Annotated in this window: 22 protein-coding genes and 1 pseudogene; 18 read left to right on the forward strand and 5 right to left on the reverse strand. The window is 55.7% G+C overall.

Going from position 1 to position 18514, the window contains the following annotated elements; all coding sequences use genetic code 11:
- The first annotated feature begins 125 nt into the window (after window positions 1-125).
- From aat to ftsH, 16 genes and pseudogenes are all read left to right on the forward strand, one after another.
- Entirely contained in the window at window positions 126-875 is a 750-nt protein-coding gene (gene aat / locus H9Q10_RS08110) for a leucyl/phenylalanyl-tRNA--protein transferase (protein WP_197903467.1), read from the forward strand.
- A gap of 162 nt (window positions 876-1037) precedes the next feature.
- Window positions 1038-1859, forward strand: coding sequence for a 2,3,4,5-tetrahydropyridine-2,6-dicarboxylate N-succinyltransferase (dapD, locus tag H9Q10_RS08115; RefSeq protein ID WP_197903468.1), 822 nt, complete (start codon window positions 1038-1040; stop codon window positions 1857-1859).
- A 69-nt stretch (window positions 1860-1928) separates the two neighbouring features.
- Window positions 1929-2525, forward strand: coding sequence for a bifunctional nicotinamidase/pyrazinamidase (pncA, locus tag H9Q10_RS08120; protein ID WP_197903469.1), 597 nt, complete (start codon window positions 1929-1931; stop codon window positions 2523-2525).
- Window positions 2526-2663: 138 nt separating this feature from the next.
- Window positions 2664-4364, forward strand: coding sequence for a glutamine--tRNA ligase/YqeY domain fusion protein (locus H9Q10_RS08125; RefSeq protein WP_197903470.1), 1701 nt, complete (start codon window positions 2664-2666; stop codon window positions 4362-4364).
- A gap of 81 nt (window positions 4365-4445) precedes the next feature.
- Window positions 4446-4790 (forward strand): hypothetical protein, encoded by a 345-nt coding sequence (locus tag H9Q10_RS08130; protein ID WP_197903471.1) that lies wholly within the window; start codon window positions 4446-4448, stop codon window positions 4788-4790.
- 248 nt (window positions 4791-5038) lie between these two features.
- On the forward strand, window positions 5039-5488 hold the full coding sequence (locus tag H9Q10_RS08135) for an Rrf2 family transcriptional regulator (protein ID WP_197903472.1): 450 nt from the start codon (window positions 5039-5041) through the stop codon (window positions 5486-5488).
- 28 nt (window positions 5489-5516) lie between these two features.
- Window positions 5517-6731, forward strand: coding sequence for an IscS subfamily cysteine desulfurase (locus tag H9Q10_RS08140; RefSeq protein WP_197903473.1), 1215 nt, complete (start codon window positions 5517-5519; stop codon window positions 6729-6731).
- 42 nt (window positions 6732-6773) lie between these two features.
- Window positions 6774-7265: a GNAT family N-acetyltransferase gene (locus H9Q10_RS08145; protein WP_197903474.1), complete on the forward strand. Its 492-nt coding sequence runs from the start codon at window positions 6774-6776 to the stop codon at window positions 7263-7265.
- Between the two features lie 99 nt (window positions 7266-7364).
- On the forward strand, window positions 7365-7493 hold the full coding sequence (locus H9Q10_RS12245; protein ID WP_274381498.1) for a hypothetical protein: 129 nt from the start codon (window positions 7365-7367) through the stop codon (window positions 7491-7493).
- Between the two features lie 96 nt (window positions 7494-7589).
- Window positions 7590-7973: a Fe-S cluster assembly scaffold IscU gene (gene iscU / locus H9Q10_RS08150; protein ID WP_067593552.1), complete on the forward strand. Its 384-nt coding sequence runs from the start codon at window positions 7590-7592 to the stop codon at window positions 7971-7973.
- A 1-nt stretch (window position 7974) separates the two neighbouring features.
- Window positions 7975-8241, forward strand: a complete 267-nt coding sequence (locus tag H9Q10_RS08155) for a DksA/TraR family C4-type zinc finger protein (RefSeq protein WP_197903475.1) — start codon at window positions 7975-7977, stop codon at window positions 8239-8241.
- Window positions 8242-8316: 75 nt separating this feature from the next.
- Entirely contained in the window at window positions 8317-8826 is a 510-nt protein-coding gene (locus tag H9Q10_RS08160; protein WP_197903476.1) for a toxin-antitoxin system YwqK family antitoxin, read from the forward strand.
- 10 nt (window positions 8827-8836) lie between these two features.
- Window positions 8837-9087 (forward strand): annotated as a pseudogene (locus tag H9Q10_RS08165) (recombinase RecA).
- 98 nt (window positions 9088-9185) lie between these two features.
- Window positions 9186-9506: an iron-sulfur cluster assembly protein IscA gene (gene iscA, locus H9Q10_RS08170; protein ID WP_197903477.1), complete on the forward strand. Its 321-nt coding sequence runs from the start codon at window positions 9186-9188 to the stop codon at window positions 9504-9506.
- A 122-nt stretch (window positions 9507-9628) separates the two neighbouring features.
- Entirely contained in the window at window positions 9629-10249 is a 621-nt protein-coding gene (locus H9Q10_RS08175) for an RlmE family RNA methyltransferase (RefSeq protein WP_197903478.1), read from the forward strand.
- A gap of 68 nt (window positions 10250-10317) precedes the next feature.
- Window positions 10318-12357, forward strand: a complete 2040-nt coding sequence (gene ftsH / locus H9Q10_RS08180) for an ATP-dependent zinc metalloprotease FtsH (RefSeq protein WP_197903479.1) — start codon at window positions 10318-10320, stop codon at window positions 12355-12357.
- A gap of 204 nt (window positions 12358-12561) precedes the next feature.
- Here the strand turns inward: ftsH and H9Q10_RS08185 are convergent, their stop codons facing one another.
- Together H9Q10_RS08185 and H9Q10_RS08190 are read right to left on the reverse strand one after the other, a co-directional pair.
- On the reverse strand, window positions 12562-13065 hold the full coding sequence (locus tag H9Q10_RS08185) for a hemerythrin domain-containing protein (protein ID WP_197903480.1): 504 nt from the start codon (window positions 13063-13065) through the stop codon (window positions 12562-12564).
- A 105-nt stretch (window positions 13066-13170) separates the two neighbouring features.
- Complete coding sequence (locus tag H9Q10_RS08190) at window positions 13171-13371, reverse strand: (2Fe-2S)-binding protein (RefSeq protein ID WP_197903481.1); 201 nt, start codon at window positions 13369-13371, stop codon at window positions 13171-13173.
- A gap of 254 nt (window positions 13372-13625) precedes the next feature.
- Between H9Q10_RS08190 and lspA the strand changes: the two genes are divergently transcribed.
- Window positions 13626-14114 carry a signal peptidase II gene (lspA, locus tag H9Q10_RS08195; protein ID WP_238480175.1) on the forward strand — a complete coding sequence of 163 codons (489 nt, stop codon included), beginning with the start codon at window positions 13626-13628 and terminating at the stop codon, window positions 14112-14114.
- A 116-nt stretch (window positions 14115-14230) separates the two neighbouring features.
- Window positions 14231-15163, forward strand: coding sequence for a 4-hydroxy-3-methylbut-2-enyl diphosphate reductase (gene ispH, locus H9Q10_RS08200; RefSeq protein WP_197903483.1), 933 nt, complete (start codon window positions 14231-14233; stop codon window positions 15161-15163).
- A 152-nt stretch (window positions 15164-15315) separates the two neighbouring features.
- On the opposite strand, the gene H9Q10_RS08205 is transcribed toward ispH, so the two are convergent.
- From H9Q10_RS08205 to H9Q10_RS08215, 3 genes are all read right to left on the reverse strand, one after another.
- Window positions 15316-15858 carry a hypothetical protein gene (locus tag H9Q10_RS08205; protein ID WP_197903484.1) on the reverse strand — a complete coding sequence of 181 codons (543 nt, stop codon included), beginning with the start codon at window positions 15856-15858 and terminating at the stop codon, window positions 15316-15318.
- A 271-nt stretch (window positions 15859-16129) separates the two neighbouring features.
- The gene (gene groL, locus H9Q10_RS08210) at window positions 16130-17773 is read right to left on the reverse strand and encodes a chaperonin GroEL (RefSeq protein WP_197903485.1); all 1644 of its coding nucleotides are present in this window, start codon (window positions 17771-17773) and stop codon (window positions 16130-16132) included.
- 52 nt (window positions 17774-17825) lie between these two features.
- Window positions 17826-18113: a co-chaperone GroES gene (locus H9Q10_RS08215; protein WP_197903486.1), complete on the reverse strand. Its 288-nt coding sequence runs from the start codon at window positions 18111-18113 to the stop codon at window positions 17826-17828.
- Window positions 18114-18514: the final 401 nt, after the last annotated feature.

The raw sequence follows: 18514 nt of genomic DNA on the forward strand, positions 1-18514 counted from the left end.
ACGGCGATACGCCGTTTGAGGTGTTGCAGGCTTATTTTTCTCAACCTGTGGTGTAAACAACGCGGTTATTTTCTACACTTTAATTTTCAGGTAGCCTTTATCAGCCGCAGGCCGGGGTTCATTCAATGACCAATCAAACCCATACGGATATTCCGCTACTCGCAGCGGACTGCCTGAAATTCCCCGACCCGCGCCCGGCCATTGCCGAGCACGAAGGTTTGGTGGCGGTGAGCAGGGATTTGTCGGCACAACGGCTGCTGGCGGCATACAAACAGGGCATCTTCCCGTGGCATGAGGAGGGTGGCCTGTTTTTTTGGTTTGCCACCGCGCCGCGCACCGTGCTCTACCCGCCTCGCCTGCACATCGGCCGCTCGCTGGCCAAAACGCTGCGGCACAAGCCCTATGTGGTGACGGCCAATCAGAATTTTCTGGCCGTGATTGCCGCTTGCGCCACCACGCCGCGGCCGGAGCAGGGCGGCAGCTGGATTGCGCCGAGTTTTCAGGTAGCCTACACCGAGCTGCACCGGCTCGGCCACGCGCATTCCTTCGAATGCTGGTTTCCCAACGAGGCCGGGCAGCTGACTTTGGCCGGCGGGCTCTACGGCGTGCAGATCGGGCGGGTGTTTTTCGGCGAATCCATGTTTGCCTGGCAGAGCGATGCCTCCAAAATCGCCTTTGCCTGCGCGGTGCCGTTTCTGCAACGCTGCGGCATCGGGCTGATCGACTGCCAGCAAGACACGGCGCATCTGGCGCGTTTCGGCTCCGAAACCGTGCCGTTCGACGATTTCCAGGCGGCCCTCTCCGATCTGACGGCGCAGCCGTTGGACAAGCCGATTACTTCGCACCTGCTCAAGCGGCAGGGCATAAACTGGTGAAGGCGGTTCGCAAGAAGCGTTTTGCGTGGCACAATACGCCCCTTTCAGGCTACCTGAAAAATAGCGGCTTTGTTTCGCTGCCGTTTGCAACGGCCATGCCCGTGCCGCAGGTTTTCAGGTAGCCTTCCCTTTCCCCATCCAACCAAACCATAAGGAAAAACCATGTCATTACAAAACACCATCGAAACCGCATTTGAACAGCGCGCCGAGATTACCCCGCACAGCGTTTCCGCCGAAGTGAAAGAAGCCGTGCTCGATACGATTTATCAGCTCGATTCCGGCAGCCTGCGCGTGGCCGAGCGGCAGGGCGTGGGGCAGTGGAAAGTGAACGAGTGGGCGAAAAAGGCCGTGCTGCTTTCCTTCCGCATTGCCGATAACGAAGTATCCAGCGACGGGGTGAGTAAATATTTTGACAAAGTGCCGACTAAATTCGCCGATTGGATTCCGCAGCAGTTTCAGGTAGCCGGTTTCCGCGCCGTGCCCGGCGCCGTGGCGCGACGCGGCAGCTTCATCGGCAAAAACGTGGTGCTGATGCCCTCTTATGTGAACATCGGTGCCTATGTGGACGAGGGCACGATGGTGGACACTTGGGCCACCGTGGGCTCTTGTGCGCAAATCGGCAAAAACGTGCACCTGAGCGGCGGCGTGGGCATCGGCGGCGTGCTAGAGCCTTTGCAGGCCGCGCCCACCATTATTGAAGACAACTGCTTCATCGGCGCGCGCAGCGAAATCGTGGAAGGCGTGATTGTGGAAGAAGGCAGCGTGATTTCCATGGGCGTGTATATCGGCCAATCCACCAAAATCTACGACCGCGAAACCGGCGAAATCCACTACGGCCGCGTGCCCGCCGGCTCGGTGGTGGTATCGGGCAGCCTGCCCGCCAAAGACGGCACGCACAGCCTCTACTGCGCCGTGATCGTGAAGAAAGTAGACGTGCAAACTCGCGCCAAAACCAGCGTAAATGAATTGCTGCGCGGCGTGTAGCTTGCCGGATTTTCAGGTAGTCTGTTTGCAAGAAGGCTACCTGAAAGTTATTTAACTTAGGAGAAAACTATGCGAGCCCTTCTTCTTGTCGATATCCAAAACGACTTCATGCCAAGCGGCCGCCTGCCTGTGGCCGAAGGCGATGCCATTATCGAGCCGGTAAACCGGATTATCGGCGGCTATCCGCTGGTGGTGGCCTCTCAAGACTGGCATCCCGCCGGACACGAGAGCTTCGCCTCCGCCCATGCCGGTAAAAAGCCGTTCGACGTCATCAATCTGCACGGTTTGGAGCAAGTGCTGTGGCCGGACCACTGCATTGCCGGCAGCAGCGGCGCGGCGTTTCATCCCGAGCTCGACACCACGCCCATCGCCGCCGTGTTCCGCAAGGGCATGGACAAGCACACCGACAGCTACAGCGCGTTTTACGACAACGGCCGCCGTCGCAGCACCCAGCTTGCCGCCTATTTGCGCGCCCACGGCGTAACCGATATTGATGTGGCGGGGCTGGCGGCCGATTTCTGCGTGTATTTCAGCATGGCCGACGCGCTCGCCGAAGGCTTTCGCGTGCGCCTGCTCGAGCACGCCACCCGTGCCATCGATGCCGCAGGCTTCGCCGCCAAAAAAGCCGAACTGCTGGCGCATCCGAATTTTTCGCTGATCGATTAGTTTTGGTTCGCGTTTTTCAGGTAGCCTCTGCGTTATCAAAGGCTACCTGAAAACTTTTAGCTAGCGCCGTATCTGACAGCCGCCCGCGCTTTCAGGTAAAATCCGCCCGACCATCATTATTTTCAGGTAGCCCAAACCATGCTTAATAAAGACCAATTCGCCGACAACCATTTCATCCGCACCATCATCGAAGAAGACCTCAAAAGCGGCAAACATAGCGCCATCCAAACCCGTTTCCCGCCCGAACCCAACGGCTACCTGCACATCGGCCACGCCAAATCCATCTGCCTGAATTTCGGTTTGGCGTATATTTACGACGGCTTGTGCAACCTGCGTTTCGACGATACCAACCCCGAAAAGGAAAACGACGAATACGTTAATGCCATCAAGGAAGACGTTGCGTGGCTGGGTTTCCATTGGGCGGGCGAGCCGCGTTTCGCTTCCAACTATTTCGACCAGCTTTACGACTACGCCGTCGGCCTGATTAAAGACGGCAAAGCCTATGTCGATGATTTAACGCCCGAAGAAATGCGCGAATACCGCGGCACGCTCACCGAGCCGGGCAAAAACAGCCCCTACCGCGACCGCAGCATCGAAGAAAACCTCGACCTGTTCACGCGCATGAGAAACGGCGAGTTCCCCGACGGCAGCAAAACCCTGCGCCTGAAAATCGACATGGCCTCCGGCAACATCAATATGCGCGATCCCGTCATCTACCGCATCCGCCGCGCCCACCACCACAACACGGGCGACAAATGGTGCATCTACCCGATGTACGACTATACGCACTGCATTTCCGACGCCATCGAAGGCATCACGCATTCGCTGTGCACGCTCGAATTTGAAGCCCACCGCCCGCTCTACGACTGGGTGTTGGATAACATCCCCGCACCAACCCCGACCCGCCCGCGCCAATACGAATTTTCCCGTTTGGAATTGTTGTATTCCATTACCTCCAAGCGCAAGCTGAACCAACTCGTGGCCGAAGGCCACGTTTCCGGCTGGGACGACCCGCGTATGCCCACCATTTCCGGTATGCGCCGACGCGGCTACACGCCGGAAGGCCTGCGCCTGTTTGCCAAACGCGCCGGCATTTCCAAATCTGAAAACGTGGTCGATATGAGCGTGTTGGAAGGTGCGATTCGCGAAGAGCTGGAAAACTCTGCCCCGCGCATGATGGCCGTGCTGAATCCGATTAAAGTAACGCTCACCAACTACAACGAAGCCCAAACCGAAAGCCGCACCGCGCCCTACCACCCGAACAACGAAGGCATGGGCAGCCGCAGCCTGAAAATCGCCCCCGAGCTGTATATCGAAGCCGACGATTTCAGCGAAAACCCGCCCAAAGGCTGGAAACGCCTCACCCCCGGCGGCGAAGTGCGCCTGCGCCACAGCTATGTGATGAAGTGCGAGGAAATGGTGAAAGACGCGGCGGGCAACATCGTCGAACTCAAATGCAGCATCGACTACGACACGCTGGGCAAAAACCCCGAAGGCCGCAAAGTGAAAGGCGTGATCCACTGGGTGGCCGCCGACACCGCCGTGCCCGTAACCGTGCGGCTGTACGACCGCCTGTTTACCGTGGAGCGCCCCGATGCGGTGCGCGGCGAAGACGGCCAATACCTGCCGTTCACCCAATTCCTCAATCCCGAATCGGCCAGAGAAATCACCGCCTACGCCGAACCCGCGCCTTTTGCCGATGGTTTGCCCGCCGAAAGCCGCTGGCAGTTCGAGCGCACCGGCTACTTCGTGACCGACCGCAAAGACCACACGGCCGAAAAACCCGTGTTCAACAAAACCGTCGGCCTGCGCGACACTTGGCAGGCGAAATCCCAATAAACCCGGCCATACAGCAGGGCAAGGGCTACCTGAAAACGGCTTGCATGGTTTTCAGGTAGCCTGAATCATTCCGCGATAACTATGATGAAACCACCGGCATCCAAAGCATTGAATTATCTCACCTATACCGGCATCGGCTGCATGGCCGCCGCCCTGCTGATTGGGTGGCTGACGGATTTCTCGTTTTCCGCCTGGCTGGGTATTCCGTGGGCAATATTCACGTTTGTGGGCGTAACCGTGCTGATGCCTGGTGTGCCCAAAATCTGGCAGCGCATGCCAGCCGGCGCCTTGTGGTTTGCCACCATCCCGCTCGGCTTCGGCGCGGCCTTGTCGCCCAATCTGATGATTCCCTTTGCCGTTGCCGGCGCGATTTATGCGGCGAACACGATGTTGTTTCTCTGGATTCTGGAAGCTGTTTCAAATTAAACGGACTTTGCTTCAAGCATTTTCAGGTAGCCTGCCTCATATGGCTCCGGGAGGGCTGGAGATTGGAAAGAAGATTCTGGCTACCTGAAAAAGAGAAGCCAACAATGCCCCTCAAAGGCTACCTGAAAACGCGTCAAACCGTTTTCAGGTAGCCTTTTGCATTGAGAAAAACTAAGCCCGCTATACTTGACTAAAATACTTGGGTATTAGACAATCCGCCTCCCATATGCAGCACTCACATCAGCCCTATGCGATTGACCACAAAAGGCCGTTTTGCCGTAACCGCCATGCTTGATCTGGCGTTATACGGGCGCGAAAACCCGGTCAGCCTCAACGCCGTGAGCGGCCGCCAGCACATCTCGCTCTCCTATTTGGAGCAGCTGTTTGGCAAGCTGCGCCGTGCCGGCTTGGTGGAAAGTGTGCGCGGGCCGGGCGGCGGCTACCTGCTCAGCAGAAAGCCCGAGCGCATCAACATCGGCGAAATCATCCACGCCGCCGAAGACAAGCTCGATGCCACCCATTGTGGCGGGCAAAGCAACTGCCGCGAAGGCATGCCCTGCCTCACCCACGATTTGTGGGAAAACCTAAACCGCACCATCAACGACTACCTGCACAGCGTTTCCCTGCAAGATGTGCTTGATAAAAAGCAAACCCACCACCATCATACCGCCACCATAGATTTAACCCATATCCGATAACACACACCACTAACCAAAAGAGCCAATCATGAGCAAACATACCCCCATCTACCTCGACTACGCCGCCACCACCCCCGTGGATCAACGCGTGGCCGCAAAAATGATCCCCTACCTGACCGAAACCTTCGGCAACCCCGCTTCCAACAGCCATGCCTTCGGCTGGGTGGCGGAAGAGGCCGTGGAAAAAGCCCGTGCCGACATTGCCGCCCTGATTAACGCCGACCCGAAAGAAATCGTGTTCACATCGGGCGCGACCGAATCCGACAACCTCGCCATCAAAGGCGCGGCGCACTTCTACCAATCCAAAGGCAAACACCTCATCACCGTCAAAACCGAACACAAAGCCGTGCTCGACACCATGCGCGAGCTGGAACGCCAAGGCTTTGAAGTCACCTATCTCGGCGTGAAAGAAAACGGCCTGATTGATTTGGACGAACTCAAAGCCGCCATCCGCCCGGATACCATCCTGATTTCCGTGATGTGGGTGAACAACGAAATCGGCGTGGTGCAAGACATCCCAGCCATCGGCGACATCTGCCGCGAACGCAAAATCATTTTCCACGTGGATGCCGCCCAAGCCTGCGGCAAAGTGCCGGTGGATGTGGAGGCCGGCAAAGTGGATTTATTGTCCATGTCCGGCCACAAAGTCTATGGCCCCAAAGGCATCGGCGCGCTGTATGTGCGCCGCAAACCGCGCGTGCGCCTGGAAGCGCAAATGCACGGCGGCGGCCACGAACGCGGCTTCCGCAGCGGCACGCTGCCCACCCACCAAATCGTCGGCATGGGCGAAGCCTTCCGCATCGCAAAAGAAGAACTCGCGCAAGACATGGCGCACTACCGCAAACTGCGCGACATTTTCCTGAAAGGCATCGAAGGCATCGAAGAAGTCTATATCAACGGCGACCTTGAACACCGCGCCCCGAACAACCTGAACGTCAGCTTCAACTTCGTGGAAGGCGAAAGCCTGATTATGGCGGTGAAAGAATTGGCCGTATCCAGCGGCTCTGCCTGCACCTCCGCTAGCCTCGAACCCAGCTATGTATTGCGCGCGCTCGGCCGCAACGACGAACTGGCGCACTCATCGCTGCGCATCACCTTCGGCCGCATGACCACCGAAGAAGAAGCCGCCTACGCCGCCGAACTGATTAAATCCAAAATCGGCAAACTGCGCGAGCTTTCTCCGCTGTGGGAAATGTTTAAGGAAGGGATTGATTTGAGCACAGTGGAGTGGGCGGAGCATTGAAATTATCAAGAATATAGCTTTTATTAGTAAAAGAGGTATTTTATGGCGGCAGTTAATCCATATAATGGCCTAATTAGTTTTCAGCAAGCATTAGATCAGAAACTTATTCAACCAAGAAAACTTTCCGAAGAAAAAAATTATTATATTGAATTAGATAAGCCTAATGGGGTGGTAAGGTTAACTTATGCATTAATAACTTATAGTTCGATATTAAATCAGAAAAAAGAAGTACGAGCTATTTGCCAAATAGTTCCTGTTGAGTCGTACAATAATAGGCCTGTTATGCAAGTAGGTTGTGCGGTCTTGGAAAAGTATCAAAATAAAGGAATTGGCCAATTATTTATAAGAGATTGCCTAAAAATATTTTCTACAGAGTTTCTCTCTCAGAACTTAGTTGAGGATGGATTTTATTTTGAGGCAATCATTGATAAGAGAAATATTCCATCTCAACGACTTTTTGAAAAACTTGGTTTTCTGATGAAAGAGGAAACAGTTGAAGAAGATTTTCAATATTTTAAATTTGTTGATAGGTAATAAATCAAGTAAGAGTAGGTAGGATTGAGAACCCAACAAACAACCAAATCATTTTTCAGGTAGCCTCAAATTCCAAATTAAACTTTAAAGAACATAACCATGAACGACCAAGAACTCGATCTCGACAACCTCGACAGCCTGCTTGAAGATTTTGACGGTGTCACCGTAGAAGGCGGCGTCGATTCCGAAAACGACGACGGCTGCGAAGGTGGCGCCTGCAAAATCTAGCCGCCCTGTGTGAGCTTCGCCGAGGCTTACGCTTTCAGGTAGCCTCCACACCTAAACACCACAAACCACCACATCTCAAACAAAAAGGAAACCATCATGGCATACAGCGACAAAGTCATCGATCATTATGAAAACCCCCGCAACGTCGGCACGTTCGACAAAAACGACCAATCTGTCGGCACCGGCATGGTGGGCGCGCCAGCCTGCGGCGACGTGATGCGCCTGCAAATTAAAGTGAACGACCAAGGCATCATCGAAGACGCCAAATTCAAAACCTACGGCTGCGGTTCCGCCATCGCCTCCTCCAGCTTGATTACCGAATGGGTGAAAGGCAAAAGCCTGGACGACGCGTTGGCCATCAAAAACAGCGAAATTGCCGAAGAGCTGGAACTGCCGCCCGTGAAAATCCACTGCTCCATCCTCGCCGAAGACGCCGTGAAAGCCGCCGTGGCCGACTACAAAAAGAAACACGGGGCCTAACATGGCCGGCGGCTGGGCGCCCGACGGCGCGGAGCAGGCGCAAATCGATGCCAATTTAGACGACGCACTCGCCGCCGCCCGGCAAAACCTGCCCAGCGGCGAGAGCGCCCGCGAATGCGACGAATGCGGCGAGCCGATACCCGAAGCCCGCCGCCAAGCCCTGCCCGGCGTGCGCCTGTGCATCGACTGCCAGGAAGAAGCCGACAAACAGCAGCAGTTCCGTCTCGCCTACAACCGCCGCGGCAGCAAAGACAGCCAGCTCAAATAGGCTACCTGAAAAAGGCCACCTGAAAATCCACCGCACACCTCAGCCGATTTCCCCGGTTTATTCCGAAAGCCCGTTATGAAAACACTCGCCCTCACCGCCGCCGTGCTCTTGCTCGCCTCAGGCTGCGCCATCGAAAACTTCGACAACGGCATCCCCGTCAAAACCGGGCAGCGCACCCTGTCCAACCGCGCCACCGACGCCATGAGTGCCATGCTCGTGCGCAATTCCTGCCGCAAAGTCGAAGCCGCCAACTACCCGCTGCCCGCCGGCACCCCCAACGGCGCCTTCACTTCCAAACGCAACGCCAACGGCACCTTCTACCGTACCGTCGCCCTCAACGGCTACGCCTCACAATACGTGGAAACTTTCCACGCCAACGGCAAAACCCGCGCCCGCGTCGAGCTCAACGCCAGCGGCCTGGCCGAAGGCTGGTCGCCCGCCTACGACCAACAAGGCCGCCCCATCACGCGCATGGAATACCGCAACGGCTACCCCGTGCGCTCGCAAGCCTACAATGCCCAAGGCCAGCTCGAACGCGACAACCGCATCGACTGCGCCGCCGGCACCATTACCCCCGCCCGCTAAATCCGCTGTCATGTTCAGTGCCGAAGAAACCCAATCCCTGCTCGCCGAAAAAGGTATTGGCAAAACCGTATTGCAGCGTTTGCAGCAAATGGGCTTGGACAGCGTGGATAAGCTCGCCGCTACCGAAGTGAACGACATACTGGAGCAGGGCGCCGCACTCACCGGCAGCAGCTGTTGGAAAAACAGCCCGCAATCCCGCGCCGCCATACAAACTGCTGTGGCCCCTGGGCCAAGCGGCGGCAGGCAGAAAACGCAGGATAGAACGGAAGGCTACCTGAAAGAGTATGTTTCAACGCAAATCAAAAACCCAAACCTATTTTCAGGTAGCCTGATTATCAATTAAACCGCAAGGAAACCATATGATTACCCTCACCCAAAAAGCCGCCGACCACATCAGCAGCTTTCTTTCCAAGCGCGGCAAAGGCGAAGGCATCCGCGTGGGCGTGAAAACCAGCGGCTGCTCAGGCATGGCCTATACGCTTGAATTTGTGGATGAAGTGCAGCCGGAAGACGTGATGTTTGAAGGGCACGGCGTGAAAGTGTTCGTCGATCCCAAAAGCCTGGTTTACCTCGACGGCACCGAGCTGGACTACACTAAAGAAGGCCTGCAAGAAGGCTTCAAGTTCGCCAACCCGAATGTGAAAAACGAATGCGGCTGCGGCGAAAGCTTTAATGTTTGAGCCGCTTGACAAATAACAAAGCAGTGGCAATTTTCAGGTAGCCTTATCGGCTACCTGAAAAACTTCGGCAGCCTTTTGCCCGTTCGGCTACAATGCAGCCGTTTTTTGCTTGGGATTTCGCTATGCCGCCCCGTTCCAAATCTTCCAAAACCTGGCTCAACGAGCACGTGAACGACCCCTATGTGCATCAGGCGCAGAAAGACGGCTACCGTGCGCGGGCGGCATACAAGTTGCTGGAAATCAACGAAAAAGACAAGTTGATTAAAAACGGCACGGTGCTGGCCGATTTGGGCAGCGCGCCGGGCAGCTGGTCGCAGGTGGCGGCCAAACTGGCGGGCGCGCAAGGGCAGGTGTTCGCGCTGGACATCCTGCCGATGGAGTCGATTGAAGGTGTATCGTTTATTCAGGGCGATTTCCGCGAAGACGAAGTATTGGCCCAGCTGGAAAACCTGCTCGACGGCCGTGTGCTAGACCTTGTAATTTGCGACATGGCACCCAATATGTCGGGCAATGCGGTAACCGACCAGGCGCGCAGCTATGTATTGTGCGAACTGGCTTTGGATTTTGCCGCCGACCACCTGAAAACGGGCGGCAATATGCTGGTGAAAGTGTTTCAGGGTGCGGGTTTTCAGGAATATATGCAGGCCATGCGCGGGGTATTTGCCCAAGTGCTGGTGCGCAAACCCAAGGCTTCGCGCAGCCGTTCCAACGAAGTGTATCTTTTGGGGAAAAATAAAAGATAGCTTAGCGTTTGTGTCTGTATTTTCAGTAGTTTTTATTTTTGTTGGCATTAGATTAGGAGCTGGTTACCGTGCGTAACACCGTCAGAACGATTTTGGTTTGGCTGTTTTTGGCCGGGGTATTGATTGCCTCGACCCAAACGCTGCTGGGCGGAAGAGAAAACAAACAACAAATCAACTATTCGCAATTTATCCAGCAGGTAAACAAAGGCGAAATCGCCAAAGTGGACATGGAAGGAACGTTGCTGAACGGCTATGTGCTCAAAGGCGAGCGCACCGACAAGACCAAGTTCTACACCAATGCGCCGATAGACGACAAACTTTTGACGCTGCTGCAGGAAAAAAACGTCGATTTCCGCTATATCCCGGAAGAGAAACAGAGCATGCTGACTGGCCTGCTGTTCAACCTGTTGCCGGTGATGCTGCTGATTGGCGCGTGGTTTTACTTTATGCGCGTGCAGAACGGCGGCGGGGGCAAGGGCGGGGCGTTTTCCTTCGGTAAGAGCCGCGCCCGCCTCTTGGATAAGGATGCCAACCGCGTAACCTTTGCCGATGTGGCCGGCTGCGACGAGGCCAAGGAAGAAGTGCAAGAAATCGTAGACTACCTCAAAGCGCCGAACCGCTATCAGAGCTTGGGAGGCCGAGTGCCGCGCGGTATTCTGCTGGCCGGCAGCCCGGGCACGGGCAAAACCTTGCTGGCCAAGGCGATTGCCGGCGAGGCCGGAGTGCCGTTTTTCAGCATTTCCGGCTCGGATTTTGTGGAAATGTTTGTCGGCGTGGGCGCTTCCCGCGTGCGCGATATGTTTGAGCAGGCCAAGAAAAACGCGCCTTGTATCATCTTTATCGACGAAATCGATGCGGTCGGCCGCCAGCGCGGCGCCGGCTTGGGAGGAGGCAACGACGAGCGTGAGCAGACTTTGAACCAGCTCTTGGTGGAGATGGACGGGTTTGAAAGCAACCAAACCGTTATCGTGATTGCCGCCACCAACCGCCCCGATGTGCTCGACCCGGCCTTGCAGCGCCCCGGCCGTTTCGACCGCCAAGTGGTGGTACCGCTGCCGGATATCCGCGGCCGCGAGCAAATTTTGCAAGTGCACGCTAGAAAAGTGCCGCTGGATGCGAGCGTGGATTTGATGTCTCTGGCGCGTGGCACGCCCGGTTTCTCCGGTGCCGATTTGGCCAATCTGGTGAACGAAGCCGCGCTGTTTGCCGGCCGCCGCAACAAAATCAAGGTGGATCAAAGCGATTTTGAAGACGCCAAAGACAAGATCTATATGGGCCCGGAAAGGCGCAGCATGGTGATGCACGAAGACGAAAAACGCGCCACCGCCTACCACGAGGCCGGCCATGCCATCGTGGCCGAGAGCCTGCCGTTTACCGACCCGGTGCATAAGGTAACCATCATGCCGCGCGGCCGGGCTTTGGGTTTGACTTGGCAGCTGCCCGAGCGCGACCGCATCAGCATGTATAAAGACCAAATGCTCAGCCAGCTTTCCATCCTGTTTGGCGGGCGCATTGCCGAGGATATTTTTGTGGGCCGCATTTCCACAGGCGCCTCCAACGATTTCGAGCGTGCCACGCAGATGGCGCGCGAGATGGTAACGCGCTACGGCATGAGCGAGAAAATGGGTGTGATGGTGTATGCCGAAAACGAGGGCGAAGTGTTCCTCGGGCGCAGCGTAACCCGTTCGCAGCACATTTCCGAGAAAACGCAGCAGGAGGTGGATGCCGAAATCCGCCGCATTCTGGATGAGCAATATGCGGTGGCCTACAAGATTTTGGATGAAAACCGCGATAAGATGGAAACCATGTGTAAGGCTTTGATGGAATGGGAAACCATCGACCGCGACCAAGTGTTGGAAATCATGGAAGGCAAGCAGCCCAGCCCGCCGAAAGATTACAGCCACAATGTACGCGGCAAGGGCGATGGCGAAGCGCGGTCACAGGAAGGGCAAGAGCCGGAAGATGCAGCTGAACCTGCCGATTTGCCTGACGAGTTGCCGCAAACCGCCAAGCTGGCGCATGAGGAAACGCCGGCAGCAGTGGCTGACGGCGCGGCGGCTGAAGCGGATGTTTCCACCTTGCCGGCAGACCGCCAGAGCGATAAGTAAGCATAGAAAAGGCTACCTGAAAACGATATCTTGGCGCAGCCAAGGTTGAGTTTCTGCGAAACTAAAAAGTTTTCAGGTAGCCTTCGTTGTGTTTGAGGCTACCTGAAAATGCATTGGAATATTTTCAGGTAGCCTTTGATTTTGCCTTGCAGGGGTTCGCCGTGTTTGTGTTGGCTTTGCTGTTGATTGCGTTTTCAGTCAGTCTCAGCCTTGCCGTCTGGCGGCCATGCGTTTGCCGATGATGCGCAGTTCTTCGGTGGGGATTTTTTGGTCGCCCAGGTCGAAGAGTTGTTCTTCGCGCGGGATGTGGAAGTCGTAGCCGGCGGTGAAGCGGGCAATCAGTTCGGGGTTGAGCGGGGCGCCGTGGGCGAGGTCGGCGAGGTGTTGGTTGAGTTCGTCCCAATTGCGGTGCAGGGTGTCGTGTTCGGCTTCGAGCGCTTGGATGATGGGATGGGCTTCGGGGGTGTAGCGGAGCAGCAGGGGGAAGAAGTCTTCTTCTTCGTCTTGGTGGTGCAGGGGGGCGGCGACATTGAAGTAGTGCCGGATTTGGGCAATGCTTTGCTCGGCGATGTTGTTGTAGCCGTACTGCTTCAGGTAGCCTTCCAGCATGTTGAGCTGGCTGCAGAAGCGCTGTACTTTGCCGTGGCAGGCGCGGAGCATGGCGGTGGGTTGTTCGAAGGTGACGGATTGGGTGTTGAATAGGTCCATGGTTGTTTTCTTTAATGAGGCTACCTGAAAATGTAGGCTTCGGCTAAAAACGAAATGCTGCCGTGGGCGGGCAGCATTGTCAATGTTGTCGGATGGGGCAGGGGGTTATTGCAGGTTGCCGTTGGTGGCGGGGGTGGCTTGGCTGTCGCTGCGTTTGCCGAGATAGGATACGGCTAAATCGGCGCAGCAGCCGCAGCAGGTGGCCACGCCGAGCGTGGCTTGCAAATCGCTCAGGCTGCTGGCGCCGGCGGCGACGGTTTCTTGAATTTGGCGGTCGGAAACGGCATTGCAAACGCAGACGAACATGATGCACCTCTATCGGAGTGGTTTATTTATGATGAGAATTAGTATTGTTGCGATATGTTAATGGAAATTACTTATGATGGCAATAGGTTTTGCGATGCTGGGTCAGATGGTTTGAACTTCGTTGAAGCCTGTGCTTTCGGGGAGCATTTGGGGTGTGGTGCGAAACAGTTTGGGCGGGGCATTAAGTTTGGCCGCTGGCGGGCGCTTTATAGTAAAATGCGGCCACTTTTTATCTGCTGAAATATGAAATGAATATGAATAAGATTGCGTGGTTCCGCCTGTGGCCGTATGCGCTGTTGGCGGGCTTGGTGGTGCTAGCCGACCAGTGGAGCAAGCTGTGGGTGCTGGATCATGTGGTGTTCAATTGGCGCATTCCGGTGATTGAGGGTTTTTTCGACATCACCCATGTGTACAACCCGGGCGCGGCGTTTAGTTTTTTGGCCGGGGCTTCGGGCTGGCAGAAATATCTGTTTGCCGGCTTGGCGGTGGTGGTGACGCTGTATTTAGTGTCGGGAATACGCGCGCAGAAGTTTGGGCGTGTGGGCAATGTGGCGGCGGCGATGATTATCGGCGGCGCCATCGGCAATGTGATCGACCGCATCAACTACGGCCATGTGGTGGATTTCCTGCTGTTTTATTGGCAGAATCATTATTACCCGGCGTTTAATGTGGCAGACAGTTTCATTTGCATTGGCGCAGCATTGTTCGTTATTGACGGTTTGCGTCAGGGTAAGCACGAATAAAAATAGGCTACCTGAAAATTTAAACTTTAGCGAAGCTAAAATGATGATTTGGTGCAGCCAAGGATAGGTTTCTGTGGAGCGAAAATTTGAAGCCACACGCAAGAGGATAGGAAAACATGGCGAAAACCATTATGCTGGCCAATCCGCGCGGCTTTTGCGCGGGCGTGGACCGGGCCATCAATATTGTGGAACGGGCGCTGGAGCAGTTCGGCGCGCCGATTTATGTGCGGCATGAGGTGGTGCACAACAAATTCGTGGTGGACAACCTGCGTGCCAAGGGTGCGGTTTTTGTGGAAGATTTGGTGGAGGTGCCGCGGGGTGCCACGCTGATTTATTCGGCACACGGCGTATCCAAGGCGGTGCAGCAGGAGGCAGCGGAACGCGGTTTCCGCGTGTTTGACGCCACTTGCCCGCTGGTGACCAAAGTGCATCGCGAAGTGGCGCGGTTAGACGAAAACGGCTATCAAATCATCATGATCGGCCACGCCGGCCACCCGGAAGTGGAAGGCACAATGGGGCAGCTGGCACCGGGCAGCATGCTGCTGGTGGAAACAGCGGCGGATGTGGCCACACTGGAAGTACGCAACCAAAATAAATTGGCGCATGTGAGCCAAACCACGCTGTCGGTGGACGAAACCAAGGAAATCATCGATGCCCTGCGCGCGCGTTTTCCCAATATCAAAAGCCCGCACAAAGAGGATATTTGCTATGCCACCACCAACCGGCAGGAAGCGGTGAAGCAGCTGGCGGCGGATTGTGATGTGGTGGTGGTGGTGGGTTCGCCTAATTCGTCCAACAGCAACCGTTTGCGCGAAGTGGCGGCGCAGCAGGGTGTGGATGCCTATATGGTGGACAACGCAGGCTACCTGAAAAAAGAATGGTTTGCCGGCAAGGAGCGCGTGGGCATTACCGCCGGGGCTTCGGCGCCGGAAGTGCTGGTGCGGGAAGTGGTGGATACCGTGCAAGGCTGGGGCTATGCCACGGTGCGGGAAAGCTCGGGTGAGCAGGAAAGCATCGTGTTTGTGCTACCCAAAGAGTTGCGTGCTTAATTAGCTAAACAACATCATCCCCTGTTGTGGTTTACTGCCGGCAGGGGATGATGTTTTTTGCTATGTGCTTCTTGTTTCCAAGGATGGCAGGCAAAAAAGCAGGCTACCTGAGAAATCAGAGTAGCCTGGAATGAACAGCTAGAGAGTAACTTTTACTGGGAACAGATGCTGCTTTCGAGCACCGGCGGGATGTCGCCGGCACAAGCCCAAATCAATTTGCCCTGATCCTGCATCGGCAGCAGCAGCACGGCGCGTTCGGCCGAGCCGCCGGCAGGAATGGCGGTAATCGCACCCTGGCTGAGGGTGATGCTCTGCCAGAAGGCTTTTTGTCCGGAGGGAACATCGATTGCTTCGTTGATTTCGTTCAGGCGGGTGCCTTTGGCCAAGCGGGTTTCCACCCATACTTTGGCCATATTCAGTGCTTCAACCGCTTGAGCATCGGTGATGAGGGGTGCGGCAGGGGCTTGCGGAGCAGCACTACCGGCACCGGCACTTTCTTCCGCAGCCGGGTCGGCCAAGCCGACCAGTTCTTTGGCCTGTTCGATGATGTCAGGATTCAGATAAGCGTAAGCGCCGCCGCCAATCAGCAGGGCGGCCAGCAGCAAGCCAACTATGCGGCCTGAGCCGCCCCCGCTGTTGCGTTTATTGCGGGATTGCTTGCGGTTGCGGGAAAGTTTTCTCGTTGCGGTAGCCATGTAGCGGTTGTCCTTAGTAGATTCGGTGTAATTGGAATTAGATAGGAAAAGATTCTCCAAAGTGGTAAGCATAATCTGTGCCAAAGTTTTCTTTGGATGGTGGTGCGGCTGAGATATTTCTATTATTAATTGTTTTAACTTAATTTTTAATATATCCGAAAGCTGGCGGCCTGTTGTGCCAACGAGAAGGCTACCTGAAAAATCTGACAAAAAACACTAAAAAAGCACCCTCAAACGAGGGTGCTTTCACATAGCGCGGGCTAGGGGGTGATTACATCATGCCCATTCCGCCCATGCCTCCCATTCCGCCCATGTCGGGAGCGGCGGGTTTGTCTTCCGGAATGTCGGCCACCATGCATTCGGTGGTCAGCATCAGGCCGGCGATGGAGGCGGCATTTTGCAGAGCGAAGCGGGTTACTTTGGCCGGGTCGATCACGCCCATTTCCAGCATGTCGCCGTAGCTGTCGTTACCGGCGTTGTAGCCGAAGTTGCCACTGCCTTCCAACACTTTGTTCACCACCACGCTCGGCTCGCCGCCGGCGTTGGCCACAATCTGGCGCAGCGGAGATTCAACCGCACGCAACACGATTTGCACGCCGGCTTCCTGGTCGGCATTGGCGGTTTCCACTTTGCTCAGGGCAGAGCGAGCACGCAGCAGGGCCACGCCGCCGCCAGCTACCACGCCTTCTTCCACGGCGGCACGGGTGGCGTGCAGCGCGTCGTCCACGCGGTCTTTCTTCTCTTTCATTTCCACTTCGGTGGCCGCGCCCACTTTGATCACGGCCACGCCGCCGGCCAGCTTGGCCACACGCTCTTGCAGTTTTTCTTTGTCGTATTCGCTGGTAGCGGTTTCAATCTGGGTGCGGATTTCGGCCACGCGGGCTTCCACGGTGGATTTATTACCCAAGCCGTCGATGATGGTGGTGTTTTCTTTGCCCACCTCGATGCGTTTGGCTTGGCCCAAATCTTCCAGCGTGGCTTTTTCCAAAGACAAGCCCACTTCTTCGGCAATCACGGTGCCGCCGGTGAGGATGGCGATGTCTTGCAGCATGGCTTTGCGGCGGTCACCGAAGCCCGGGGCTTTCACAGCCACGGTTTTGAGGATACCGCGCAGGTTGTTTACCACCAGCGTAGCCAAGGCTTCACCTTCCACGTCTTCAGCGATAATCAAGAGCGGGCGGCTGGTTTTGGCCACTTGCTCCAACACCGGCAACAGGTCGCGGATGTTGCTGATTTTCTTGTCGAACAGCAACACAAACGGGCTGTCCAGCTCGGCCAGCTGTTTCTCCGGGTTGCTCACGAAATAGGGGGAGAGGTAGCCGCGGTCGAACTGCATGCCTTTCACTACTTCCACTTCGTTTTCCAGCGATTTGCCGTCTTCCACGGTAATCACGCCTTCTTTGCCCACTTCGTTCATCGCCTGGGCGATGATGTTGCCGATGGACTCGTCGGAGTTGGCGGAAATAGAGGCTACTTGAGCGATTTCCTTGGATTTTTCCGGCACGGCTTTGGAAATGTTTTGCAACTCGGCCACCAGGGCGGCCACGGCTTTGTCGATACCGCGTTTCAGGTCGGTCGGGTTCATGCCGGCGGTGACGTATTTCATACCCTCGGCTACGATGGATTGTGCCAGAACGGTGGCGGTGGTGGTGCCGTCGCCGGCCACATCGTTGGTTTTGGAGGCGACTTCTTTCACCATTTGCGCGCCCATGTTTTCAAACTTGTCTTTCAGTTCGATTTCCTTGGCCACGGTTACGCCGTCTTTGGTGATCTGCGGGCCGCCGAAAGCGCGGTCGAGCACCACGTTGCGGCCTTTCGGGCCGAGGGTGACTTTTACGGCGTTAGACAGAATATTTACGCCGTTTACCATCTTCTGACGGACTTCGTTGCCGAACTGTACATCTTTTGCTGCCATGTGTATGACTCCTAAAATAAAAAATCAGAAATTATTTGCTCTTGAGCGGTGTTTATTCGACGATGCCGAAAATATCTTCTTCACGCATCACCAGCAGCTCTTCGCCATCGGCTTTCACGGTTTGGCCGCTGTATTTGCCGAAAATCACGCGGTCGCCCACTTTCACATCCAGCTTGCGGCGCTCGCCGCCTTTGCCCATTTTGCCGGCGCCCACGGCCACCACTTCGCCCATATCGGGCTTTTCGGCGGCGGAGCCGGGCAGAACGATGCCGGAAGCGGTTTTTTCTTCGGCTTCCAAGCGCTTAATCACAACACGGTCGTGCAAGGGACGGATTTTCATAAATCTTCTCTCCAATTTGAATTTGATGATTTGTTGCTACCCGATTGAGGGTAAACAGAAATGTGCCGGCGGGAGCGCGGCACGCTGCTTGTGCGGCGAAGAAAATAGGGCTGGCGGCGGCGAATTCAAGGGCAGGGGGCGAAAAATATTCGGCGGGCAGATTTGATAATTGGGCGGGATGTTTTTCAGGTAGCCTCAAGTGCGCGTGAAGGCTACCTGAAAATATTGTGGAGGGCTGGTTTCCAGATGGCTTTTGGATAGGAGTGAAGAAAGCTGTCTAAGAATAAAACTTTTTTCAAACAGCCTGTTGAAGTTCAAGCGGAATTAAAGGCTACCTGAAAAGTATGGAAGCGGCCGCCAAACGCTTTTCAGGTAGCCAGATGAGAAAGGGAAGCCGTTTT

The sequence above is a fragment of the Eikenella glucosivorans genome (assembly GCF_016025525.2).
Taxonomy (GTDB): Bacteria; Pseudomonadota; Gammaproteobacteria; order Burkholderiales; family Neisseriaceae; genus Eikenella; species Eikenella glucosivorans.